We start from the raw sequence: 22941 nt of genomic DNA, 5'->3' as shown, positions 1-22941 counted from the left end.
AAGCTCAGTACCCCGGCGGGACGGTGGCCCGCTCGGCGGGCTGTTCGGTGTGCTCACGGGCCCGCGCTCGTGCGCGCACCTGCTCCAGCACGATCAGGCCCACCCCGATCACCAGGAAGACGGCCGCGATGATCGCGGCTACGGTCGATAGCTGGGCGAACCCCCAGCCCGCCAGCACCGCGGCGGCTATCGCGACCGCCGCCGCGACCAGCAGCAACCCGTAGCCCGGCCAGTTCCTGGTGTCGGCCATCGTCGCTCCGGGCGCGGGCGCGGGCGCGGAGTCGCGCGCGATGTCCGGAGCGTTATCGATCGGAGGGATCTCCCATGGCCCGTCGTCCGCTGTCACCGGTGTTTCCTCCCGCCGCGATACCGGCCGTTTCTTCCGGTACCTGATGCGGAGAGGATGCCCGCATCATCTCCACCGAAACCGCGCCCCCGGCTTCAGTTGTAGGTCTTGGTGACTCCGTCGAGCAGGTGCTCGAGCGTGTCGTAGGTCGGGGTGGCGACGACGTCCAGCAGATCCGCGGCCACCGGAGCGTTGCGTTCGGCGGCGACCTTCGCGAACTGGGCGCCGTCGTTGGTCCGGAAGCCGTGCTCGGCGGCCAGCCGCTGCAACTCCGGGTCGGTGGACAACAGGCGTCCGAGCCGGTCACCCGTCTCGCCGAACGGCACCAGCGTGTGCCGGGACAGCACCGTCGGGGAGGGGTACACCAGCGTCATCTCGGGTTTGATCTGGCCGCGCACCAGCGCCTCGACGTACTGCGCCTCGTAGATCCACGCCATCGGCGTCGGGCCCATTCCCGTGGCGAGGTAGTTGTTGAACGGGCCCTCGGTGGTGTTCTCGGTGTAGCCCTGGCCCACGAACAGCCGCGACACCGCGGGCAGGACGGCCTGCTCGGCGGTTTGTCCCTGCACGATCGTGTTGTTGTTCGCGGCATAGCTCGCCGCGGCCAGGTACATGGCGGCGGAATTCGAGCTACGCGGGTCGGTGGTGGAGATCAGGATGTTCTTGCGCACCGGGTAGGCGGTGTTGTCGGGCAGCTCGTCCCAGCGCGTGCCGCTGCGAACGAGTTCGAGGTAGCGGCGCAGGTCCAGCGCCGGCACCGGGCCTGGGCGCACCGCGCCCGCCCGGGTGAGCAGATCGGTGATCGGCGCGAACGTCGCGACGGCCATCGGCGAGGAGAACGGGGTGTACTTGGCGGTCACATTGCGCTGCCGCTGGATTCGCTCGGCCGCCTGCTCACTGGATGGGAAGGCGAAGTCGAATTTCGCGAGATCGATGGACGTGGCGATCTGGCGGGACCCGGCGGGCTCGACCTCCACCCGCACGCCGCCCCGCGCCAGCGCGTCGATCACCTTCGGGTCCTGGAAGAACGGCATCTTCTCCGACCCGACCACGCCGCGCACGACCGTGAGCGGCGCTACGGGAGCCGGAGCGGCCGCGGGCGCTTCGGGACCGGGTTGCCGCACGGCGAGAACGACCGCGATCACCGTCAGGATGACGACGGCGCCCACCGCATAGGGTGCGAAACGCTTCTTCGACGACCACAAGTCACGCAGCCGCGACAGTTTCCCCGCAGGGCTCGCGGAGGGCTCGGGCGCCTTGTCCATCGAGACCGTAGCGGGTTGGACTTCCGCTTCGGGAGACTTCTCCAACTCCCGTCGCACCACGCGCTCGATCAGGATCGGAACGAATTGCCGCACCGGATGGCCCGCGAACTTCTGCCGAGCCGCGCCCACGGTGCTCTCGATATGCTCGGGAGAATAGGTCTCGGTGTAGTTTTCGACCAGCCGCTCCGTCATCTGACGGATCGCCTGTTCCTCGCGGACGGTATCGACAACCACCACAGTCTCCTCGGCGTCGGGGTAACGCGGCAGCGTCTCCGGCCTGCACCGCGCCGGCCAACACTAGCCCCATCACGCGACCGCCGACATCCGCGCGGACTTCCCTCGGTTGAACGATTTCGGCTGCGCCGGTGCGCATCTCACGACGATGCGCGGGTCCGTCTGCCCAGGTCACAGGCTCGCGATCGACCCGAGCGGAGCGCACGCGGCAGCACCGTGCCACCGCGGGCGGTGCCTGACCCGCCATGGAGAATTCAATGGGCAATCCCCGACCCGCCACCACACGTTGTATTCCCGTTTCCCGCCGCCGCGCGGACGGGACGTGCCCATCGACGCCACACTCGTGGCGCTCGGTGCCCCACCCCACCGGACACCCTCGTCAGCGGCAGAAGGTTACTTCCGGGTAGCGCGAACCGAGGAGTTGACGATATCGTCAGCGTATTACCGTCGAAAGGAGCCCCATGTCTCGCGTCGCCGTGGTCACCGGTGCGTCGTCCGGAATCGGGAAGGCCACGGCCGCCGCACTGGCCGGGCGGGGGTATCGCGTGATCGGAACCAGCCGCAACCCTGCCACCATCGGCTCCGACGCCGTTGTGCCCGGCGTCGAGTACCGGGCGCTCGACCTCACCGACCCGGCATCGATCGCCGCCTTCGCCGCCGGCCTGGACCAGGTCGACGTACTGGTGAACAACGCGGGCGAAAGCCAGGCGGGCCCGCTCGCCGAATTGCCCACCGACGCCGTCGAACGGCTGTTCCAGCTGAATGTGCTCGGGCCTGTCGCCCTGACCAGTGCGGTGCTGCCCGGCATGCGGGAACGCCGGTACGGCCGCGTCGTCATGGTCGGATCAATGCTCGCCAGCTTCCCGATGCCCTACCGCTCGTCCTACGTCGCCACCAAGGCGGCGCTGCGCGGCTTCGCGGTGGCCGCCCGCTTCGAGGAATCCCCCTTCGGCGTCTGGATCACCGCCGTCGAGCCCGGCCAGATCGACACCGGTCTGCGCGAGCGCCGCACCAAGTACCTCACCGAAAACTCCCCGCACACCGCCGATTTCACGACTTTCATGGCGAAACTGGACGACAAGCAGGGCAAGGGCATCACCCCGGAGAAGGTCGCCGACACGATCGTCAAAGCGATCGAAGCCGACCGCCCCCAACCCCTCTACGCCGTAGGCAGCAACGCCCCCGCCCTCTTCACCCTCCGCCGCCTCCTCCCCCGCACAGTCATGGAACGCATCATCGCCCGCGCCCACGGCCTTTCGCGCTGAAACGCATGGCACTGTACGCGGAGATCCGAAAGATAGCGGAAGACCAGCGACAGGTCCGCTACGCCTACACCACCGCGTCGGGAATCGAGCGAACCCTTCTCCTCGACAAGGTCGCCGAGACGATACGCCCCGAGACCGGCACCGAGGACATACTGTTCCGCGTGGTCGCACGCAAGATCGCCTCGACGTGGTTGAACGACAGAAGCGCACCTGATCGTTTACTCGTGCAGTCGTAGCCCGCTCCGAATCACACCGGTCGGCCGTTATGGTTCCGAGCCGACAAGGTCGCGCCGTCGCGAACTCGGGGTGATCGCGGTGCCCCCAGTCGGACTCGAACCGACACTTGGCGGATTTTAAGTCCGCTGCCTCTGCCAATTGGGCTATAGGGGCGTCCGGGACAGCGTACCGAGTCGTACGGCTGTACCGGAATTCCGAGTGTTCCTCGGGGTGGCGGGGCGTCGGCCGTGGGCGGATGCCGGAGGGCGCGGTCGGGTGACCGGCGCCGGTGGCGGTTGTTTCGAGCCCGGGTCGGCAGGCGTCCCAGAGAACTAGATCGGTTTGGGCGGGCCGGTGTTAACGTCCGCCGGTCGGCTCGGCGTGTCGGGCGTCAGCGCCGGGGTGGCACCGGGATTCGGGCGAGGTCGGTGGCGATGTGGATCTCGCCGGTGAAGTACTTCGCCGCTTCGGCCAGGTGCTCGTCGAGGTCGCGGTAGCGCTGGGAGAAGTGGGTGAGGACCAGGGTGCGGACGCCCGCGTCGGCGGCGGCCCGCGCGGCTTGGCCCGCGGTGAGATGGCCGTATTCGACGGCCAGGTCTTCGTCGGCGTCCAGGAAGGTGGCTTCGATGACGAGCATGTCGGCGTCGGCGGCGAGTTCGCCGACCCCGGCACACAGCCGGGTGTCCATCACGAAAGCGAAGCTCTGACCGGCTCGGGGTTCGCTGATCTCCGCCAAAGTGATGGTGCGACCGTCGAACTCGACCTCGCCGCGCTGTTGCAGTTCGGAGATGATCGGCCCGCGCAACCCCAAGGCGCGCAAGCGATCCGGCAGGATGCGCCGGCCGGGCGGCTCACTGAGCCGATAGCCGAAGGTGTCCACCGGATGCGAGAGCCGTACCGCCGTCACCGTGAACGGCGCCTCCGGCAAGTCCACGGGGCCGGGGCCCGCGACCGGGCGCGGCCGCAGTTCGGCGCGGTGATAGTAGGACGTCGCGTTGACCAAGCGGTCGTAGTACACGGCGCCCGACGCCGGGAAGCAGACGTCGACCGGATGCGGCACCCGATCGAGGTTGATCCGCTGCACCACCCCGGCCAGCCCGAGGCTGTGGTCGCCGTGGAAATGGGTGATGGCGATCCGGGTGATCCCGGTGACGGACACACCGGCGTAGGTCATCTGCCGCTGCGTACCCTCACCGGGGTCGAACAGGATCGCCTCGTCGTCCCACCGGAGCAGGTACCCGTTGTGGTTTCGCTGTTTCGTCGGCACCTGACTCGCGGTTCCGAGCACAACCAACTCACGCTGCGACACCGCGTCAGGCTACCGCCGGCCTGCGGCACGCCGAACAGGGCCGCGCTACCGGGTGGCCGCGGCCTTCCGGACCAGGGAGTGGCGCCGGGAGTAGGCGAAGTAGACGACGAAGCCGATCAGCATCCACACCAGGAACCGCAGCCAGGTCTCCACCGACAGGTTCAGCATCAGCCACAGGCACGACAGCACCGCCAGGATGGGGATCAGCGGCACCAGCGGCACCCGGAATCCGCGCGGCAGGTCCGGACGCGTGCGTCGCAGGATGAGCACGCCGATCGACACCAGCACGAACGCGAACAGCGTCCCGATGTTGACCATCTCCTCCAGCGTGCCGAAATCCACGAACCCTGCCAGTAGCGCGCAGGCCACGCCCACGATGACGGTGACCCGCACCGGCGTGCCGTTGGTGCCGGTGTGCGCGAGCCTGCGCGGCATCAGTCCGTCGCGCGCCATCGCGAACAGCACCCGGGTCTGTCCGAGGTACATCACCATGACCACCGTGGTGAGACCGGCGAGGGCGCCGATCGAGATGATGTTCTTCGCCCAGGTCACCCCGTGGATGGCGAACGCCGTCGCCAGCGTCGCGTCGCCGCCGGACAGCTCGGTGTAGGGCACCATGCCGGTGAGCACGAGCGACACCGCGACGTACAAGACGGTGACGATCAGCAGCGAGCCGAAGATGCCGCGCGGCACCGCCTTCTGCGGGTTGCGGGTCTCCTCCGCGGTCGTGGCGACCACGTCGAAGCCGATGAACGCGAAGAACACCAGGCTGGCCGCGGCGAGCAGGCCGTACCAGCCGAAGTTGCTAGCCCCGGCGCCGGTCAGATAGGAGAACAGCGACTGCCGCAGGCCCTCGCCCCGCTCACCGGGTTGCGACGGCGGAATGTAGGGCGAGAGGTTCGAGGACTTGAAATAGGTGAAGCCGACGACCAGCACCAGCGCGATCACACCGAGCTTGATGGCGACCGCCACCGCCGACACCCGCGAGGACACCTTGGTGCCGGTCGCGAGCAGCACGCCGAGCACGGCGATCAGCAGCACCGCGCCCCAGTCGAAGGTCACCGGGCCGAGGTGCGCGATCGGGGAGATGTCCCCGAGCACCTCCCCGAGGTACTGCGACCAGCCCTTGGCCACCACCGCCGCGGCCAGGGCGAACTCCAGGATCAGGTCCCAGCCGATGATCCAGGCGACGAGCTCGCCGAAGGTGGCGTAGGAGTAGGTGTAGGCGCTGCCCGCCACCGGCACGGTGGAGGCGAACTCGGCGTAGCACAGCGCGGTCAGCCCGCAGGCGATCGCGGCGAACACGAAGGCCAGCGAGACCGACGGTCCCGCGACATTGCCCGCGGTGCGTGCGGTGAGGGTGAAGATGCCCGCCCCGACCACGACGGCCACGCCGAAGACGGTGAGGTCCCAGGCGGTCAGGTCCTTGCGGAGTTTCGAGTCGGGTTCGTCGGTGTCGCGGATCGACTGTTCGATGGACTTGGTTCGGAACAAACCGCCCCACCGAGACGAGACATCACCCGCCGGATCGGCTTGTGGCCCGGGGTTAGTCACGCGTTCTCCTTAGATCGTGCTGCTGTGCTTGGTGTTCTGTACCCATACGGCGAGGTGATGCACGCCGGCCAGGAATTTGCTGATCCATGGTGCGATGGCGGCGACGATCAGCCCCCGCACAAACCATGACCGTCCCGGCGGTACCGGAATCGGCGAACTCGTGACCTGGGTCATAGAACCGAGCCAAACTACCCGACATCGACATTCCGAGACCAACCGAGCCGTGGTGTTGCCGCTTCAACCATTCTTAGAAGATCGCAGCTCGGACCGCGTTGTGGAGGATTCGTATGTTCTGTTCACGCCCCTGGGGCAGCCAGGTCGCGGCAGGTGGTTTGCCCGCCGCACCACCGGGCACCCCGCAATCGACAGGCAAACCCGCAACGGCCTACCTCCAGAAAGCGTTGAGCTGATGGTCCACGTGGAAATCACCGTGCCGACGACACCGGAACAGGTCTTCGACGTCCTCGCCGACGGATGGCTGTTCTGCGCCTGGGTGGTCGGCGCCACGCACATCCGCGACGTCGACGGCGAATGGCCCGGCGTCGGCTCCCAGCTGCACTACAGCGCGGGCGTATGGCCGTTCACCGTGAACGACACCACGCAGGTCGTGTCGGTGGAGCCGCCGCACATGCTCGAACTCGAGGCCAAACTCTCGCCGCTCGGCGCCGCGTGGATCCGCCTGGAACTCGTGGAGACCGCACCCGGCGAGACCCAGATCCGGATGTACGAGCACGCCGAGCGAGGGCTGGGCAACCTGGTGCCCAACATTCTGCAAGAGCTGCTCCTGGTGCCGCGGAACAAGGAATCGCTGTCCCGGCTGGCCGATATCGCGGTCGGCAAAGCCCGTCTCGCGGGCCGCACGCAAGCCCGCCCGGGAGCGGAGACACACGCCGAGGCGCGGCTCGACGGTCACGTACCGCAGAACTGACCGGCCCGGTCGCCGGATGGGGCCCGGTCAGGCGATCGACAGGGCGATGCCGTCGAGGATGTCGTGCTCGCTGACGACCAGCTCGGCGATGCCAGCGCGCCGGGACAGTTCCTCCGCGAGCACCTCGGTGATGACCGCGCCGCCGCCGATCACGTCGACCCGGCCCGGGTGCATCGGCCCCAGCGCGGCGCGCTGATCGTGGTCCATGGCGATCAGCCGGTCGCAGACCTGGCGGACCTGGTCCATGGTCAATCGGGTGAGATGCACCCGCTCCGAGTCGTATTCGGGAAGATCGAGCGCGACCGCGGCCAAGGTGGTCATCGTGCCCGCCACGCCGACCCAGGTGTGCGCGCCCTCCACGGGGACGTGCGTGAACGCTTCGGTCAACCGCTCGGTGGCGAAGGCGCGGGCTGCGGCGATCTCTTCGGCGGTGGGCGGGTTGCCCGCGAGGCAGCGCTCGGTGATCCGGACGCAGCCGATGTCGGCGGAGAACGCCGATCGCACCCCCGCGCTGTCCCCGAACACCAGCTCGGTCGACCCGCCGCCCAGATCCACCACGACGAAGGGACCCGAGGCGCTGGACAGTTCGCCGATCGCGCCCGCGAACGACAGGCGTGCCTCCTCGTCGCCGGTGATCACCTCGGCTTCCGCACCCGCGACCACGGTGCCGAGTTCGGCCCTGGCCATGGCGAAGAAGTCCTCGCGGTTGGCGGCGTCCCTGGTGGCGGAGGTGGCCACCATCCGCACCCGGCCGACGCCCGCCTCACGCATCAGCGCGACGTAGTCGGCCAGGGCGGCGCGGGTGCGTTCGATCGCCTCGGGCGCCAGCGAACCGGTCGCGTCGACCCCTTGGCCCAGGCGGACGATGCGCATCTCGCGGTGCACGTCGGCCAGGCGCCCGTCACCGAGCACGTCGGCGATCAGCAGCCGGATGGAGTTCGTGCCGCAATCCACGGCGGCTACGCGGTCACTCATCACTGTGCTCCAGTCTCTCGCGGGCCGGTCGGGCGCGGCGCGGGCCAGTCGGCCGGAATGGCGGTGCCACGCAGGCCGTGCTCGGCGGCCAGCGCCACCGCTTCGTCGCCGAGCGGATTCACCCCCGGCCCCTTGGCCAGTGCGTGCGCGATCAGGACGTGCAGGCACTTGACCCGCTCGGGCATCCCACCGCCGGTGAAATCCGTACCGAGCGATTCGATTTCGTCCCGTTCGGCCAGATAGCTCTCGTGCGCGGCGCGGTAGGCGGCGGCCAGCTCCGCGTCGGCGGCCAGCCGCTCGGTCATCTCGCGCATCACACCGGCGGATTCCTGCCTGCTCGCCTCCGCGGTGAGCCGGGGATCGGTCAGATAGTAGAGCGTCGGGAAGGGGGTGCCGTCGGGCAACCGGGGCGCGGTCTTCACCACGGCCGGGATCCCGTCCGGGGTGCGATAGGCGATGGCGAGCACGCCGCGCGGCGCACGGCCGAGCTGCTCGGCGATGATCGCGAGATCCTGGTCGTTCGGGGCGGTCACCTAGGTCCTTCCAGTACTTGCGGTGCGGCGGGCGGCGGCGGAGCGGCCCCGGGCGTCGGCTGTGGCTCGGCGATGCTGCGCCACAGTTCGGTGTACCAGGGATCGGGTTGCCTGGCTCTGGTGGGCGCCGGGGGCGGGGCGGGCGCCTCGATGCCGGGCACCTGCACGATGTACGGCGTCTCGCCCGGCAGCACCAGGCGAAGGCGGTCGCGCGCCTCGGTCCGGATGTAGGCCGGATCTTGTTGCTGCGCACGGCGATCCCGCAACCGGGCCAGATCCGCCTCGAGTTCCTCGCGCTGCTGCGCGAGTTGCGCGGCCTCCGCGCGCTGGGTGAAGTACGTGCGCATCGGCACGGCGAGGGTGAGCGCGAGCCCGCACACCACCATCGCGAGGATCACCGCCTTGCCGGTGGAGAGCCCCAGGAACGTGTGGTCGTGCCTGCCGACGGCCGAACCCCGCGCGCTCTTGCGCGGTTTCGGCTTCTCCGCGGTCTCCGATCGCCTGCGGCCGCGCTTGGCCGCGGCATCGGCCGGGCGCGATCCGTCGGCACGCGACGTGCGGCGGTCCCCACGTCCGGCCGGACTGGTCCCACGCGCACGTCGCTCCGTCATCTCACGCCTCGGTCTCTGCTTCGCGGCACTCCCGGGGCCCTGGGTGGTCACGCACCGCTACCTCCTCAGGGCCCGTCGCTCGTACCGCAGGTCAGCCTTCGAACGCGAAGCGAGGAAACGCGACGTCGCCGGCGTAACGAGCCGAATCGCCGAGCGCGTCCTCGATGCGCAGCAGCTGGTTGTACTTGGCGACCCGCTCGCTGCGAGCGGGGGCGCCGGTCTTGATCTGGCCGCTGCCCACCGCGACGGCGAGGTCGGCGATGGTGGTGTCCTCGGTCTCGCCGGACCGGTGCGACATCATCGTCTTGTAGCCGTTGCGGTGCGCCAGCTCCACCGCGTCCAGGGTCTCGGTGAGCGTGCCGATCTGGTTGACCTTCACCAGCAGCGCGTTGGCGGCGCCCTTGGCGATGCCCTCTTCCAGGCGCTCCGGGTTGGTGACGAACAGGTCGTCGCCGACGAGCTGGATCTTCTCGCCGATCTGGTCGGTCAGGGTCACCCAGCCGTCCCAGTCGTCCTCCGACAGCGGGTCCTCGATGGACACCAGCGGGTAGGCGCCGATCAGGTCGGCGTAGAACTGCGCCATCTCCTCGGCCGAGCGCACGACGCCCTCGAACTTGTAGCCGCTGCCGGTGCTGTAGAACTCGGTGGCCGCGACATCCAGCGCGAGTGCCACGTCGCTGCCCAGCTTCAGGCCGGTCTTGGCGATGGCCTCGCTGATCAGGTCGAGCGCGGCCTTGGTGCCCGCGACGTCGGGTGCGAAACCGCCTTCGTCACCGAGGCCGGTGGACAGGCCCTTGGCCTTCAGCACCGACTTCAGCGCGTGGTAGACCTCCGCGCCCCAGCGCAGCGACTCCTTGAAGGTGGGCGCGCCGATCGGGGCGACCATGAATTCCTGCACGTCGACGCCGGTGTCGGCGTGCGCGCCGCCGTTGAGGATGTTCATCATCGGGACGGGCAGCACGTGCGCGTTCGGACCGCCGAGGTAGCGGAACAGCTCGAGCCCCGAGGACTCGGCGGCGGCGCGGGCCACGGCCAGCGAGACACCGAGCAGGGCGTTTGCGCCGAGCCGGGACTTGTCCTGGGTGCCGTCCAGGTCCAGCAGCACCTGATCGACGGTGCGCTGCTCCACGGCGTCCAGGCCGATGACGGCGGGCGCGATCTCGTCGAGCACACCATCGACCGCCTTGCGCACGCCCTTGCCGCCGTAGCGTTCGCCACCGTCGCGCAGTTCGACGGCCTCGTGCTCGCCGGTGGACGCGCCGGAGGGCACGGCCGCCCGGGTCAGGGTGCCGTCGTCGAGAGCGATCTCGACCTCGACGGTGGGGTTACCGCGGGAATCCAGGATCTCGCGAGCTCCGACCTGTTCGATGATGGCCACGAAAACGACACTCCTTCGGCTGCTGACACGGTTGGTCTCACGGGATGGGCCGTGCGTTGCGAGCCTATCGTCCCGGCAGCGAGGCGGGTAACCGGCACTCCGGGGACCGGAGGATCACACCCGGCGGCCGACGCTGTAGCTCGCGGCTCGATCGCGCACCGTCAGCAGGTAGCTGTGCGACTGGTTGTAGGTGAGCAACGCGCTCTGCCAACCGTGCTCGGAGGTGAGATCACCGCCGCTGGCGCACAGGTACCTGGCGGCGGTGAGCGCGGCGTCGTCGATGTTCTGCGGATCCGCGGTCGCGTCTCCGTTGGCGTCGACGCCCCAGCGCTTCCAGGTCTCCGGGATGAACTGCAGCGGGCCGACGGCGCGGTCGTGCACCGGATCGCCGTCGAGTGCGCCGCGGTCGGTGTCCTCGACCAGCGCGACGCCGGGTGAGCCGTCCAGCGGGATGCCGATGATCGGCGGGCGGATCGAGCCGTCATCGCCGAGCCGCGCACCGCGATGGGTGCCGTGCCCGCTCTCCACGCTCGCGATGCCCGCCAGCGTCGTCCACGCGATGCCGCAGTCGGGGCGGGCCCTGGTCATCACGGCCGCGGCGTAGCCGTACGCCTCCAGGGCGACCTGCGGGATGCCGAGCCGCCCGGCCTGCTCGCCTGCCCAGCCGTGCAACTGGACGGCTGTGCGGCCGGGAGCGTCCAGGTCGATCACGGGCAGCGGCGCCCCGGGTCCGGGCGGAATGCCCTCCGGGATCGGGGTGCGGTCGATCCCGCAACCGGCGAGCCCGAGAATCACCACGACGGCGGCCGAGACGCCGGTCTTTCGCAACACCCCTTCCATGATCCAGATGACGGCTCGTGCCCGCGGGAAGCCGGTGACGGAGTCCACGGCGTGTCGCCGCGCGCATGACCCGCGGCGGTTCAGACGAGCAACTCGTTGGTCGCGTTGTGGGTCGGCGCGGCGAGAACGGTTCCGGTGTGACCCGATTCGGCGATCCGCCCCTGATCGAGGACCAGCAGGCCGGGACAGTATTCGGCGACCAAGGCCATGTCGTGGGTGATGATCAGCAGGGCGGTGTCGCGTTCGGCCCGGATCCGGTCCAGCAGTGCCATGATCGCGGATGCCGTGGTGTGGTCCAGTGCCGAGGTGATCTCGTCGCACAGGAGCACGGCGGGTTCGGCGGCGAGGGCGCGCGCCAGGGCCACGCGCTGGCGTTGTCCGCCGGACAGCTCGTGCGGGTAGCGGGCGGCCAGGTCGGCGGACAGTTCGACCGCGGCGAGCAGCTCGGTGATCCGCAGCGCGAGGTCCCGCCGCGCGACGCGCCCGATCCGCCGCAGCGGACGGCCGAGCGTCTGCGCCACGGTGCGGCGCGGGTTGAGCGCGGAGCGCGGGTTCTGGGTGACCAACTGAATGCCGCCCGCGCCGTACCGGATTCGCCTGTTCGCGCCCACGACGATCGGGGTCCCGCGCAACTCCAGTGATCCGGTCGCCGAACGGTGCAACCCCGCGATGACGCGCGCCAGAGTGGTCTTGCCCGCGCCCGACGCGCCGACCACCGCGAGCGCCGAACCCGCTTCGAGCGCGAAACCGATGTCGGCGAGCACCTGGTGTCCGTCGATCGAGGCGTTGATCCCCTCGGCGCGCAGCGCGAGGTCCGGCGGTCGATCGTCCGTCGCGACGACAACGGAGGACGTGTGACCGTTGCTCGCCGAGCCGCCGGGCCGCAACCATCCGCTGTCGGGCACCGGCGCGAGCTCGGCCCGGCCACCGACCGCCATGGCGTCGACCGGATCAGCGGACGTGGCGGTCGGCGGGCCGAGTGCGGACCCGGTGACCACACCGGATGTTCTCGCTGCTGTAGCGGTCGCCCGAACCGGAGGTACGGACACCTGAGGCACCACACCGAGTTCGACGATGTCGTCGGCGATCGAGTGCACGAGGGCGGTGTCGTGACCGGACAGCAGGATCGCCGTCGACCGCTCACGGGCGAGCGCCGCGAGTTGTCCGGCGATGTCGGTGCGCAGCGCGCCGTGCAGCCCGGCGAGCGGCTCGTCGAGCACCACCACGCCGGTGCGGCGGATCAGTGCCCTGGCGAGGGCGACGCGGCGCTGCTGGCCGCCGGAGAGTTCACCGGGACGGCGGCGCAGATAGTCCGGCGACAGGCCGACCAGTGCCAGCGTGTCGGTCAGGGTGGACTCGGGCGCGTCCGGAGCGACCTCGCGCAGCAGGGCGCGCACGCGCAGCAGCGGATTCAGCGCCGAACCCGGGTCCTGCCCGACGAATGCGATGTGCCGACGCCGAAACCTGTGCAGGGCAGAACGGTCGAGCGTCAGTACGTCGTGTCCGGCGACCGACGCCGATCCCGTCGCGCGCGCCTGAGCGGATGGCAGCTGCCCGAGCAGGGCGCGCATCACCGTCGTCTTACCCGACCCCGACGGGCCGGTGAGCGCCGTCACCGTGCCCGCCGGGATCCGGAAAGTCGCGGGACCCGCCAATTCCCGGCCGTTCGGTCCCAGCACGGTCAGACGGTCGACCGAGACGAGATCGGTCGCGGCACCCTCCGCCTCCACCGCAGCCGCCGGGCAACCGCGTTTCGTCACGTTCATTCCCGCTCCCCTCGCCCGAACGCCGAGACCGCCAGGTTCACGCTCACCGCGACGATCGCGATGGCGAGGCTCGGGGCCAGCACGGCCCATGGATTGAGCAGCATTCCGGAAGTGTTCTCGCGCACCATGACCGCCCAGTTGGTCGCGCCGAGCGTCGTGGGCAGTTGCAGGAAGGACGCCGTGCTCACGAGATAGACCCCAGCCACGAAACGCAGCCCGAGCTGCGTCGTCGACACTTCGCGCAGATTCGGGATCACTTCCCGGAACACCAGGTGCGTCAGCGGCTCACCGGCGGCCCGGGCGCTCTCGACATATCCGGATGCCGCGACCCCGGCAGCGGCGGCGGTGAAGATCCGCGCGCAATAGGGGACGCCGAACAGCAGCGCCAGAACGATCAGGCCCCAGGTGCCGGCGTCGGGCCACGAGGTGAGCACGAGCAGGATCCCCAGCACCGCGGGCAGCAGAATGAACAGGTCGGTGCCCAGTTCGATCCACTCCCCTATCCGCGGGCGCAGTGCCGCGACCGCGCCGAGGACACACGACACCCCGGTCACCGTCACCGCGATGATCGCGGCCACCAGCAGCAATCCCCAACCGCCGTACAGCAGTTGGCTGAGCACGTCGCGGCCCAGCCGGTCGGTGCCCAGCGGCGCGCCCGCGCCGGGATCGCCGAACGGGATGCCGATCGCTCGCTCCGCCGGGTGCGGCGCCAGCGTCGGGCCAAGCACCGCCAGCAGGGTGACCAGCAGCGCCGGCGCGACCGTCAGACGGCCGAGCCGTCGCCGCGCCGGACTCGCGCCCGCGGAGGAGGGCTTCATCGCCGCCCCCGCAACGACCAGCTGCGGATGCCGTCGGCGGCGGCCAGCATGATCATGATGATCACCCCGGACAGCGCGACCACCGCCGCGACCACCGAGGTGTCCCGATCGGCCACCGAGCCGGCCAGGACCGCACCGAGACCGGGGTAGTTGAAGACCGTCTCCACCACCAGGGCCCCGCCGAGCAGCATCCCCACCGTGGTGGCGAAGCTGGCGACGATGGTCGGCAGCGCGAACGGCAGCACGTGCCGAACCAGCACCGTCCTGCTCGAAATCCCGTCCAGCACCGCGCTTTCCACATGCGGCGCCAGCGCGGCGTCGGCCAGGGCGGCACGTACCACCCTGGTGTTCCAGCCGGCCTGGGGCAATGCGAGCGCAAGCACCGGCAGCACCAGCATCTCGGGCCCGGCGGGCATCCCGGAACGGCCGGTGATGGTGACCGCGGGCAGCCACCCGAGCGCCAGCGCGAACACCAGGATCAGCAGCGTGGAGATCACGAACTCGGGAACCGCCACGGCGGTGGTCGTCGTCGGCTGCAACACGCGCGCGGCCACGCTGCCCGGACGCGTCGCCCACCACGCGCCGAGCGCGAGCGACGCGAGCACGGTCACCGCGAGGGCGAGCCCACCGAGCAGCAGCGTCGGCGGGAACTTGTCGACGAGCAGGTCGTTGACCGGCCGTCCGCGCGCGGTGCGCCCGAAATCACCGGTCATGACGCCCGATATCCAGTGCCAGAACCGCACCGTCAGGGGGCGGTCCAGTCCGAGTTCGTGTTCTTTGGCCGCGATCTGCTCCGGTGTGGCCTCCCGGCCGAGGACGGCGCGGGCGGTGTTGCCCGGCAGCAGGTCCACGGCGACGAAGACGCAGGCCAGCAGCGTCACCAGCAGGATGACGCGCCGGAGCAGGAGTCGCGCGAAGGAGATCACCCGGCCAGCCAAGCCCTTTCCAATTGGACGCGGGCGAAGCCGCCGAGCGTCGGCAGGTCGCGCACCCGGGACGCGGCGATGTCGATACCGTCGGCCATGCCCCAGACCAGGTATCCGCCGCGCTCGTACTGGATGCGCTGTAGTTCCTTGGCGGCCAGCTGATATTCCTCGTCGCTGTGCGCGCCGAGCGCTTTCGCCGTGGCCGCGTCGAACGCCGCGTCCTTGAAGGCGGTCTCGTTGCGATTCGATCCGCCCGCCAGCAACTTGCTCGCGAAGAAGAGCGTGGAATCGTTCGTGCCCCAGGAGATCGTGTACAGCGGCGCCTTCAGCCAGGTCTGGTCGTAGAAGGCGTTCGGCTCCTGGGTGACCACGTCCAGCCGCACACCGATCTCGGCGAGCTGGGTGGCGATCACCTTCGCCGACTCGACCTCGCCGGGCGCCTCGGCCTTGGTGACGAACGGATAGCCACGCCCGGTGTCGAAATTCGCCTCGCGCAGCAGCGCCTTCGCGCGGTCCACGTCGCGGGTGCGCTGGGCGAGGGAGGTGTCGTAGAGCGGGTCTCCGGTGCCGAGGACGTCGTTGGCTACTGTTCCGTATCCGGAGTGCACCTGGTTGACCAGAGCTGTGCGGTCGACGCCGAGCCGCAGGGCGGCGCGCACCCGCGGGTCGGCGAACGGGCCGTCGGAGGTGCGCATGGCGACGCCGACCACCGTGTCGTTCGGGCGGCGCACGACTGTCAGGTCACCGCGGCCCTCGGCGGTGCGTCCCGCGATGGCGCCGACGTTCGAGGCGAGATCGATCTGCCCGCCGAGCACCGCGTTGCCCAGCGCGGTCACGCTTTCGAATATGGTGACCTCGATGGCGTCCAGCGGCGGCGGCCCGCCGTGCCACTGCTCGTTGCGCACCAGTCGGGCGTTGCCGCCCTGATAGGACTCCAACCGGAACGGTCCGCTGCCGACCGCCTTGGTGAAATCGGTGCTGTCCTTCTTCATCGTGAAGGTCATCAACCGGACCAGCAGCGGCAGTTGATTATTCGGCTCGGGCACCGTGAGGATCACGCGGTTCGGCCCGTCGGCGGTGATGTCCTCCACGGCCACCGGCATCTTCGACGCGCCGCCGACCGTGCGCAGCCTGCGCAGCGACCACACGACATCCTCGGACGTCACCGGTGATCCGTCGTGGAAGGTCGCGTTCTCGGCGAGGGTGAAACTCCAGCGCCGCCGATCGGCATCCGGCTCCCAGCGAGTGGCCAAGCGCGGCAAGACATTCGGGTTACCGCCCGGCACGGTGAGGGCGTCGTACACCAGGGAGGCGATCAGGAAGTCGCTGTCGTTGCTGAGGTTGGCGTGTGGGTCGCGTTCGATGCGAGCCGCGGTGCCGAGCACGCCCACCCGCAGCGTGCCGCCGCGCCGCGCGGGGCCGGACGAGTCCGCGCCGTCGGAACAGGCGGCTACCAGCAACACCGCCCCCGCCCCGAGACTCGATCGCAGCAGTTGCCGTCGATTCAAAACCATTGCGTTGCCCTCATTCCTGAACCGAACCCACCTCGGTACCGCCCACCCAGTGTATTGATCAGGACAGGCTAGCCTAATGGATTGCGCGACTCGCCGATTCCGGCACCGAAACGGCAGCGCAAGGGCGTACCGCCCGCAAACTCCCGAATCGAGCGCGAGCACACCCGCCGACCGCAGGCCCGGAGCGAAGCGTGGCTATACGATCCGGCTATTTTTCGCCGACTCGCTTAGGTAAGCCTTGCTTCACTAAGACGGAAGGGATACCTTCGCATACAGAACGTGACCCCTGCTTTTCGAACCGATGCGAAGAAGGGACTCTTGGTGAAAAGCGTTCTCTCCGAACGTAAGACGCTTCACCCACAAGACCTCGAACGACGTGAGATGTCCGCGGAGGCGGGCCGGGCGGTGCGGGAGCTCGCCAGAGCGATATCCGCCACACTCGATCACGCACTCGCCGATCCGGCCACCGCCGCGCGCACCCTCGCGGACCCGGCGATCATCGAACGGATCGATGCGGGCGCCGCGGAACTCCCGAGCGAGGTGCGCGATGCCATGCGCCCGCCGGCCACCGCGGCGGGCGCCGCGGTCGTAGGACGTCTTCCGCTGGCGGACAACGAGTTCGGGCCGACTCCGCCGAGCTGGCGCGAGGCGGCGAGCTGGAGCGGCGATCCGGTGCGCCGCGCGCGTTCGTTCGAACTCGACCTGGTCATGCTCTTGCTCGCGCGCAGTACGGGTGAGCCGTTCGGCTGGCAGGGGCAGCAGGGCGGACGGTTGGTCAACAACATCGTTCCCGCGGCCGGTCACGAATACGAACAGTCCGGCGCCAGTAGCGAAGTGCTACTGAGCCCGCACACCGAGGACGCCTTCCACCCGCAACGCGCCCACTTACTGATGCTCGGTTGCCTGCGCAACCCGGACCTGGTGGGCACCACCGTGTCGTCGGTGCGCCGGATCGAACTCACCACCGAGCAGCGCGCATTGCTCAGCACTCCCGCCCTGCCGATCCTGCCCGACGTCTCCTACGGCGGCACACACGAAACATACTCTGCCGCAGCTATTCCGACGCTGTGGAGCGCTGCCGGGCCAGACCGGCAGACACTGCGCTACGACCCCGCATACACTCCGCTCGCCGAGGCGGACGCCGAATTCCGCGCAGCCTACGAACAACTCGCCGCCGAACTCGAACGTGTCTGCGTGACCGCCACGCTGTCCCCCGGTGAGTTGTTGTTGGTGGACAACGACGTCGCCGTGCACGGCCGGGTACCGTTCACCGCGCGATACGACGGCACCGACCGATGGCTCAAGCGAGTGAACATCCGGCTTCCGGAACGACAGCGGCGGGCCGAGGAAGCCGACGAGAATGGCTACGGGCAACAAATCGTGGCCCCGTTCCGGACGGCGGACACCCCGCCGGTCGCGAGCGGCACTCATGAGCGGGATGCAGTACGACATGATCGAGGACCCCTTGAGCACGCGTGACCGAAGCACACCTTTGCGGGTGTTGAGCCGCAGCGACCTCGCCGACGTGCCGATCACACCGGCCGCGGTGGTGCGCGCGGTGGAGGAGGCGTATCTCGCCTTCGCGGCGGGCGATTCGGACAACCCACGCAAACTCAGCGTCGCGAACCCGGACGGCTGGTCGGTCGCCTACGCCATGCTCGGCCGGGACGGCCGCAGGCGCGTGGTGGCGATGAAGACCTCCTACAAGTTCGACCCCGGCCACGATCGCAGCACCAAGCGGTACTACACGACCATCACGCTCTACGACGACAGCACCGGTGCGCCGATCGCGATGATGGACTGCGCACGGGTCGGCGCGTTGCGCACGCCCGCGGTGTCGGCGCTGCTGGTGCGCGAGACGATCCGGCGCGGCGCGGAGAGCGTGCTGCTGATCGGTACCGGCACCCAGGGCCGCAACGCCCTGCCGCATCTGCTCGCCGCCAACCCGCAGCTGCGCAAACTGATGGTCTACGGCACCCATCCGGAGGGGCTGGAAGCCGTGCACCGCGGGCTCGCCGAGCATCATCCGCACGCCCTGCTCGAGACCGTGACCGATCCCCGCGCCGCGGCGGCCACGGCCGATGTCGTGCTGGCCACCGCGGGCCCGGCCACCGAGGTGGCGCTCGAATCCGAGGATCTGGCACCCGGTTCGGTGGCGGTGCTGGTCGGCTACGGACTCGCGCCCTCGACGCTGGCGGATGCCGATCGCGTGATCGCGACCAGCGCCGAGCAGATGGCGCTGACCGGCACCGACATGGCGGGGCCGGACGGCACGCTGCGCGCGGTGGACGCCGAGCTGCCGCAGATCCTGAATCGCCGTGCGTTGGCCCGACGCTCGGACGACGAACGCGTCTTCGTCTACAACAGCGGACTGGTGCTGACCGACATCGCGGTGGCCCACGCGCTGGCCGAGCGAGCGATCGCGGAGGGCCGGGGTACGGAGGTGCCGCTGTGGGACTAGCGCAGGGAGGCACGCGGTGGAACTAGAACATTCGAGTATCGCCGTGGAGCCGGGGGCCGACGCGAACGCGCACGAGTCGATCAGCGCGCCACCGATGCCCGCGCATCTCGACCCGTGGGAGCGCCGCCTGCTCGCCGATCCGAACCTGCTCGGTGACCTGTCTTTCGCGATGGGCGGCCCGTTTCACGTGATGTATCCGGCACGGGTCGGCCACAACGTCCGCGCCTTCCGCGCCGCTTTCACCCGCGCCGGAGTGCACGGCACGATCTACTACGGCAAGAAGGCGAACAAGGCCGCTTGTGTGGCGCGGGCGTGCGCGGAACACGGCGCGGGCGTCGACGTCGCCAGCGTCGGCGAGTTGACCGCCGCGCTGGCGCAGGGTGTGCGCGGGCCCGAGCTCATGGTGACCGGCCCGGCCAAGGCGGACGAGCTGCTGTGGCTGGCCGCCCGGCACGGTTCGCTGATCGCCGTGGACGACCTCGGGGAACTCGAGCGGCTCGCGGCGCTGACGTCTCCCGGCGAGCCCGCGCGCGTGCTGCTTCGCGTGCTGCCCGCTGCCTCGGCCAGCCGATTCGGCATGACATCCGGCGAAATCGAGGACGCGCTGGCGCTGTGCGGCGCTCGCGCATCGATCCGGCTGGAAGGTTTCAGTTTTCACCTGTCCGGCTACGACGCGGTCGCGCGGGCGGAATTGGCGGGCGAGCTGATCGCCCGCTGCCTGCACGCGCGCACACTGGGGCATCCGGCCACCACCGTGTCGATCGGCGGTGGCTTCGGCGTCGACTACGTTCCGGCGGACGCCGCCCTGGAGTTCACCGCGGGGATGGGCAGGCAGTGGTTCCACTCCGGGAAGTCCTTCGATTCGTACTACCCGTACCACTTTCCGGCACCCGGCGCGGCCATGCTCACACAGATCCTCGACCACGACGATCTCGCCGGGCGACTGCGCGACAACGCCGTGCGCCTGGCGATCGAACCGGGCCGCGCGCTGCTCGCCCACGCGGGCTGCACCGTCTTCCGCGTCCAGGGCGGCAAGACCAGGCACGCGCACGGCAAGCCCTACCGATTGCTCACCGTCGACGGCACCAGTCTCAGCCTCTCGGAGCAATGGTTCGACAGCGAGTACCTGCCCGATCCGGTGCTGTGGCCCGCCCGGCCCGGCGCAGTGACGCCGACGTGCGTCGGCGCGGCCAGTTGTCTGGATTCCGACATGCTGAGCTGGCGCCGGGTGCCGCTGCCGCGCCCCGCCGAAGTCGGTGACCTGCTGATCTACCCCAATACGGCGGGCTATCAGATGGATTCGAACGAGTCCGCCTTCCACGAACTGCCCATCCCACCGAAAGTCGTGCTGCACGACGCGTCCGGCGAGCGCTTCCGCTGGACCCGCGACGGTAGCTGACCCCGACCCGAACCAGGAGACATCAATGCCGCTCGTCACGCGCGTGACGGATCTGATCGGCCGCACGCCGCTGTTCGAGCTCGCGGCCACCGCGGCGGGCACCCGCCTGCTACTCAAACTCGAGCAGTTCAACCCGACCGGCGCGGCCAAGATCAGGATGGCGCGCGAAATGGTGCTCGATGCCGAGCGTCGCGGTTTGCTGCGCAGTGGTGGACATATCATCGAGTCCACGTCCGGCAACACCGGGCTCGGCCTGGCGGTAGTCGCCGCCGAACGTGGGTATCGCTTCACCGCAGTGGTCGACCATCACGCATGTAAGGACAAACTGCGCGCGATGCGGGCAATGGGTGCGGAACTCGTGTACGTCGCCGACGAGGGCGACGACAATCTCGCCACCTCGGCACGGGAGGACCTGGCCGAGGCGATGGCGGCCGAGCGCGCCGACGCGTTCTTCACCGAGCAGCACAACAACGACGCCAACGCGGTGGGCTACTACCCGGTGGCGGAGGAATTGCTCGAGGACGTCGAGCGGGTCGACATTCTGCTGTCCGCGGTGGGAACCGGAGGTTCGCTGTTCGGCACCGCGACCCGGCTGCGCCAGCTCGGCTGCCCGCCCTACGTGATCGGCGTCGAGCCGGTCGGTTCGATCGCCTTCGGCGGGCCCGGCGGCCCGTATTGGCAGTCGGGCACCGGCACCCCGCCGGGCGCCACCATCGGCACCGCCGTCGACTATTCGCTGCTGGACGAGGGCGTGAAGGTCTCCGACGTGGCGGCCTTCGCGACCGCCAGGGCGGTGGCGGCCGAGCTCGGCCTGATGATCGGCGGGTCGGCGGGCGGTTCGGTGCACGCCGGGCTGACCCGGCTCGAGGAGTTCCCGCCGGGCTCGACCGTGGTCACCATCGTCTGCGACGGCGGGGAGAAGTACCTGGACACGGTGTTCGACGACGACTGGATGAACGAGCGCGACCTGCTCGACGCCGACGCCGAACGCGAGGTCGCGGAACTGCTGCGGCGCTACACGCCCGCTGCCAGGAACACGCTGGTGCAAGCGCGGTGAGGTCCGGTCGCTCGTACCGCATGACGTTGCGCCCGCGCGGGACCGCGCTCCCGCCTTCCGCGAAGGAGAACCGGTGATCGTGACGAGTTTCCGCGGCGACGGCGGGCGGCTCACCGCGCTCGCGACGCCGATCGCGCTGACCCAGCTGGCCCAGATCGCGGTGTCCACCACCAACATCGCGCTGATGGGCACGCTCGGCGTGCGGCAGGTGGCCGCGGGCGGCCTGGCGATCGTGCTGTTCAACCAGATCCGCACCATGTGCGTCGGCTTGATCACCGGCAGCGGCAACCAGATCGCCACCGCCGTGAGCGCGGCAGGCAAGCGCGGCGACTCGCCGGATCCGGAGATCCGCGACCTGCTGCGCTCGAGCTTCGCGATCGCCACGGTCGCGGGCCTGCTCGGCGGCGCGGCGCTGATCGGGCTGGGCTGGGTGCTGCCGTGGCTCGGGCAGGACCCGGGCGTGCTCGCCGACGCCCGCCCCCTGCTGGTGGCGCTCGCACCGGGCCTGCTGCCCTGCCTGTGGTTCCAGGTGCTGCGCCAATACACGGTCGGCATGCAGCGCCCGCAGGCGCTGTTGCTGGTGACGCTCGGCTCGGTGGCGCTGAACCTGCTGCTGGCCCTCGGCTTCATCCACGGCAAGGGCGGGCTGCCCGAGCTCGGGCTGACCGGCATCGGCGTCGCGACCTCGCTCGTCTTCCTGATCACCTTCGGCGTGTTCTGGGCGATGGTGTGGCGTGACGAGGAACTCGGCCGCACCCTGCCCGTGACGCCGTTGCCGGTGCGGCTGAGCACGGTGCGCGCCGAGCTGAAACTGGGCACGCCGATCGCGTTGACCTACGGCTCCGAGGCGGGCATGTTCTCGGTGCTCGCCCTCGTCATGGGCAGCATCGGCCCCGCGGCGCTGGCCGCCCACAACGTCGTCTACCAGATCATCTACATCGTCTTCCAAGTCGCGATCGGCCTGTCGCACGGTGCGTCGATCCTGGTCAGCCACGCGGTCGCGCGCGACGAGCACACGCACGCACGCGCGCTGGCGTGGCTCGCGCTGCGGCACGCCGCGGTGATCGCGGCGGTGACGGGCGCGGTGTACGTGGTCGCTCCCGATCTGGTGCTGCGCCCCTTCCTGGATTCCTCGGACGCCGACACCATCCGGGTCGCGCACACCCTGCTGCTGATCGGCATCGTGCTCCAGTTCTTCGACGCCGCCCAGAACATCGGCAACGGTTTGCTGCGCGGACTCAAGGCGACCAATGCGGGCTTCCAGCTCTCGCTGATCGGCTACTGGGGCGTGGGCCTGCCCGTCGCCCTGCTGCTGGCCTACCCCGCGGGTCTCGGCGCGGCGGGCGTCTGGTGGGGCCTCACCGCAGGCCTGGCCACCACCGCCATCCTCATGCTGCGCCGCTACTTCGCGTTGCTGAGCGAGCGGGCACACGACCGACCCCGCCTGCTTCCGGAAACCCTCACCACACCGAGCTGACCGGGCCGCGAGCGCTCCTTACGCCACACACGGGTGGAGGAAGGGGGGCGCTCGCGATCGCAAAGGCCG

At 69.8% G+C, this 22941-nt stretch carries 22 protein-coding genes and 1 tRNA gene; 8 read left to right on the top strand and 15 right to left on the bottom strand.

Annotated features, from left to right (window positions below; all coding sequences use genetic code 11):
* Positions 1–4 precede the first annotated feature (4 nt).
* Together ACZ6DL_RS29410 and ACZ6DL_RS29405 are read right to left on the bottom strand one after the other, a co-directional pair.
* The gene (locus tag ACZ6DL_RS29410; RefSeq protein WP_466055943.1) at positions 5–346 is read right to left on the bottom strand and encodes a hypothetical protein; all 342 of its coding nucleotides are present in this window, start codon (positions 344–346) and stop codon (positions 5–7) included.
* Positions 347–441: 95 nt separating this feature from the next.
* The gene (locus ACZ6DL_RS29405) at positions 442–1845 is read right to left on the bottom strand and encodes a three-helix bundle dimerization domain-containing protein (protein WP_466055941.1); all 1404 of its coding nucleotides are present in this window, start codon (positions 1843–1845) and stop codon (positions 442–444) included.
* Positions 1846–2306: 461 nt separating this feature from the next.
* On the opposite strand from ACZ6DL_RS29405, the gene ACZ6DL_RS29400 reads away from it, so the two are divergent.
* Positions 2307–3110: an SDR family oxidoreductase gene (locus ACZ6DL_RS29400; RefSeq protein ID WP_466055939.1), complete on the top strand. Its 804-nt coding sequence runs from the start codon at positions 2307–2309 to the stop codon at positions 3108–3110.
* 5 nt (positions 3111–3115) lie between these two features.
* Positions 3116–3346, top strand: coding sequence for a hypothetical protein (locus ACZ6DL_RS29395; RefSeq protein ID WP_466055937.1), 231 nt, complete (start codon positions 3116–3118; stop codon positions 3344–3346).
* A gap of 80 nt (positions 3347–3426) precedes the next feature.
* On the opposite strand, the gene ACZ6DL_RS29390 is transcribed toward ACZ6DL_RS29395, so the two are convergent.
* From ACZ6DL_RS29390 to ACZ6DL_RS29375, 4 genes are all read right to left on the bottom strand, one after another.
* A tRNA-Leu gene (locus ACZ6DL_RS29390) sits at positions 3427–3500 on the bottom strand.
* 217 nt (positions 3501–3717) lie between these two features.
* Positions 3718–4635, bottom strand: coding sequence for a ribonuclease Z (locus ACZ6DL_RS29385; RefSeq protein ID WP_466055935.1), 918 nt, complete (start codon positions 4633–4635; stop codon positions 3718–3720).
* Positions 4636–4680: 45 nt separating this feature from the next.
* Complete coding sequence (locus ACZ6DL_RS29380) at positions 4681–6189, bottom strand: amino acid permease (protein WP_466055933.1); 1509 nt, start codon at positions 6187–6189, stop codon at positions 4681–4683.
* A gap of 9 nt (positions 6190–6198) precedes the next feature.
* Positions 6199–6363: a hypothetical protein gene (locus tag ACZ6DL_RS29375; protein ID WP_466055931.1), complete on the bottom strand. Its 165-nt coding sequence runs from the start codon at positions 6361–6363 to the stop codon at positions 6199–6201.
* A gap of 235 nt (positions 6364–6598) precedes the next feature.
* Here ACZ6DL_RS29375 and ACZ6DL_RS29370 point away from each other — a divergent pair, with 235 nt between their 5' ends.
* Positions 6599–7117, top strand: a complete 519-nt coding sequence (locus ACZ6DL_RS29370) for an SRPBCC family protein (RefSeq protein ID WP_466055929.1) — start codon at positions 6599–6601, stop codon at positions 7115–7117.
* A 27-nt stretch (positions 7118–7144) separates the two neighbouring features.
* On the opposite strand, the gene ACZ6DL_RS29365 is transcribed toward ACZ6DL_RS29370, so the two are convergent.
* The 9 genes from ACZ6DL_RS29365 to ACZ6DL_RS29325 all read right to left on the bottom strand — a co-directional run bounded on the left by ACZ6DL_RS29365 (position 7145) and on the right by ACZ6DL_RS29325 (position 16478).
* Positions 7145–8092, bottom strand: coding sequence for a Ppx/GppA phosphatase family protein (locus ACZ6DL_RS29365; protein ID WP_466055927.1), 948 nt, complete (start codon positions 8090–8092; stop codon positions 7145–7147).
* Positions 8092–8625 carry a DUF501 domain-containing protein gene (locus ACZ6DL_RS29360; protein ID WP_466055925.1) on the bottom strand — a complete coding sequence of 178 codons (534 nt, stop codon included), beginning with the start codon at positions 8623–8625 and terminating at the stop codon, positions 8092–8094. Before ACZ6DL_RS29360 ends, ACZ6DL_RS29365 begins: the two co-directional genes overlap by 1 nt.
* Positions 8622–9236: an FtsB family cell division protein gene (locus tag ACZ6DL_RS29355; RefSeq protein ID WP_466055923.1), complete on the bottom strand. Its 615-nt coding sequence runs from the start codon at positions 9234–9236 to the stop codon at positions 8622–8624. Before ACZ6DL_RS29355 ends, ACZ6DL_RS29360 begins: the two co-directional genes overlap by 4 nt.
* A gap of 91 nt (positions 9237–9327) precedes the next feature.
* On the bottom strand, positions 9328–10614 hold the full coding sequence (gene eno / locus ACZ6DL_RS29350; RefSeq protein ID WP_040869660.1) for a phosphopyruvate hydratase: 1287 nt from the start codon (positions 10612–10614) through the stop codon (positions 9328–9330).
* Between the two features lie 114 nt (positions 10615–10728).
* Positions 10729–11454 carry a lytic transglycosylase domain-containing protein gene (locus ACZ6DL_RS29345; RefSeq protein ID WP_466056085.1) on the bottom strand — a complete coding sequence of 242 codons (726 nt, stop codon included), beginning with the start codon at positions 11452–11454 and terminating at the stop codon, positions 10729–10731.
* 80 nt (positions 11455–11534) lie between these two features.
* Positions 11535–13220 (bottom strand): ABC transporter ATP-binding protein, encoded by a 1686-nt coding sequence (locus ACZ6DL_RS29340; RefSeq protein WP_466055920.1) that lies wholly within the window; start codon positions 13218–13220, stop codon positions 11535–11537.
* On the bottom strand, positions 13217–14038 hold the full coding sequence (locus tag ACZ6DL_RS29335) for an ABC transporter permease (RefSeq protein ID WP_466055918.1): 822 nt from the start codon (positions 14036–14038) through the stop codon (positions 13217–13219). Before ACZ6DL_RS29335 ends, ACZ6DL_RS29340 begins: the two co-directional genes overlap by 4 nt.
* The gene (locus tag ACZ6DL_RS29330) at positions 14035–14976 is read right to left on the bottom strand and encodes an ABC transporter permease (RefSeq protein ID WP_466055917.1); all 942 of its coding nucleotides are present in this window, start codon (positions 14974–14976) and stop codon (positions 14035–14037) included. Before ACZ6DL_RS29330 ends, ACZ6DL_RS29335 begins: the two co-directional genes overlap by 4 nt.
* Positions 14961–16478, bottom strand: coding sequence for an ABC transporter substrate-binding protein (locus ACZ6DL_RS29325; RefSeq protein ID WP_466055915.1), 1518 nt, complete (start codon positions 16476–16478; stop codon positions 14961–14963). Before ACZ6DL_RS29325 ends, ACZ6DL_RS29330 begins: the two co-directional genes overlap by 16 nt.
* A 381-nt stretch (positions 16479–16859) precedes the next feature.
* Here ACZ6DL_RS29325 and ACZ6DL_RS29320 point away from each other — a divergent pair, with 381 nt between their 5' ends.
* From ACZ6DL_RS29320 to ACZ6DL_RS29300, 5 genes are all read left to right on the top strand, one after another.
* The gene (locus tag ACZ6DL_RS29320) at positions 16860–17957 is read left to right on the top strand and encodes a TauD/TfdA family dioxygenase (protein ID WP_466055913.1); all 1098 of its coding nucleotides are present in this window, start codon (positions 16860–16862) and stop codon (positions 17955–17957) included.
* Positions 17929–18939, top strand: coding sequence for an ornithine cyclodeaminase family protein (locus tag ACZ6DL_RS29315; RefSeq protein ID WP_466056083.1), 1011 nt, complete (start codon positions 17929–17931; stop codon positions 18937–18939). Before ACZ6DL_RS29320 ends, ACZ6DL_RS29315 begins: the two co-directional genes overlap by 29 nt.
* A gap of 94 nt (positions 18940–19033) precedes the next feature.
* The gene (locus ACZ6DL_RS29310) at positions 19034–20338 is read left to right on the top strand and encodes an alanine racemase (RefSeq protein ID WP_466056081.1); all 1305 of its coding nucleotides are present in this window, start codon (positions 19034–19036) and stop codon (positions 20336–20338) included.
* A gap of 25 nt (positions 20339–20363) precedes the next feature.
* On the top strand, positions 20364–21395 hold the full coding sequence (locus ACZ6DL_RS29305; RefSeq protein WP_466055911.1) for a PLP-dependent cysteine synthase family protein: 1032 nt from the start codon (positions 20364–20366) through the stop codon (positions 21393–21395).
* 73 nt (positions 21396–21468) lie between these two features.
* Positions 21469–22872, top strand: coding sequence for an MATE family efflux transporter (locus ACZ6DL_RS29300; protein WP_466055909.1), 1404 nt, complete (start codon positions 21469–21471; stop codon positions 22870–22872).
* Positions 22873–22941 lie beyond the last annotated feature (69 nt).

The sequence above is a fragment of the Nocardia sp. NPDC041819 genome (genome assembly GCF_055590505.1).
Note: the sequence above shows the minus strand (reverse complement) of the source record. Positions and strands in the feature narration are given on the sequence as shown.

Coding starts and splice junctions, on each gene's coding strand:
- ACZ6DL_RS29400 (WP_466055939.1), top strand. CDS start 2,307: ATGTCTCGCGTCGCCGTGGTCACCGGTGCGTCGTCCGGAATCGGGAAG.
- ACZ6DL_RS29395 (WP_466055937.1), top strand. CDS start 3,116: ATGGCACTGTACGCGGAGATCCGAAAGATAGCGGAAGACCAGCGACAG.
- ACZ6DL_RS29375 (WP_466055931.1), bottom strand. CDS start 6,363: ATGACCCAGGTCACGAGTTCGCCGATTCCGGTACCGCCGGGACGGTCA.
- ACZ6DL_RS29370 (WP_466055929.1), top strand. CDS start 6,599: ATGGTCCACGTGGAAATCACCGTGCCGACGACACCGGAACAGGTCTTC.
- ACZ6DL_RS29365 (WP_466055927.1), bottom strand. CDS start 8,092: ATGAGTGACCGCGTAGCCGCCGTGGATTGCGGCACGAACTCCATCCGG.
- ACZ6DL_RS29355 (WP_466055923.1), bottom strand. CDS start 9,236: ATGACGGAGCGACGTGCGCGTGGGACCAGTCCGGCCGGACGTGGGGAC.
- ACZ6DL_RS29345 (WP_466056085.1), bottom strand. CDS start 11,454: ATGGAAGGGGTGTTGCGAAAGACCGGCGTCTCGGCCGCCGTCGTGGTG.
- ACZ6DL_RS29340 (WP_466055920.1), bottom strand. CDS start 13,220: ATGAACGTGACGAAACGCGGTTGCCCGGCGGCTGCGGTGGAGGCGGAG.
- ACZ6DL_RS29335 (WP_466055918.1), bottom strand. CDS start 14,038: ATGAAGCCCTCCTCCGCGGGCGCGAGTCCGGCGCGGCGACGGCTCGGC.
- ACZ6DL_RS29325 (WP_466055915.1), bottom strand. CDS start 16,478: ATGGTTTTGAATCGACGGCAACTGCTGCGATCGAGTCTCGGGGCGGGG.
- ACZ6DL_RS29320 (WP_466055913.1), top strand. CDS start 16,860: ATGTCCGCGGAGGCGGGCCGGGCGGTGCGGGAGCTCGCCAGAGCGATA.
- ACZ6DL_RS29315 (WP_466056083.1), top strand. CDS start 17,929: ATGATCGAGGACCCCTTGAGCACGCGTGACCGAAGCACACCTTTGCGG.
- ACZ6DL_RS29310 (WP_466056081.1), top strand. CDS start 19,034: ATGCCCGCGCATCTCGACCCGTGGGAGCGCCGCCTGCTCGCCGATCCG.
- ACZ6DL_RS29305 (WP_466055911.1), top strand. CDS start 20,364: ATGCCGCTCGTCACGCGCGTGACGGATCTGATCGGCCGCACGCCGCTG.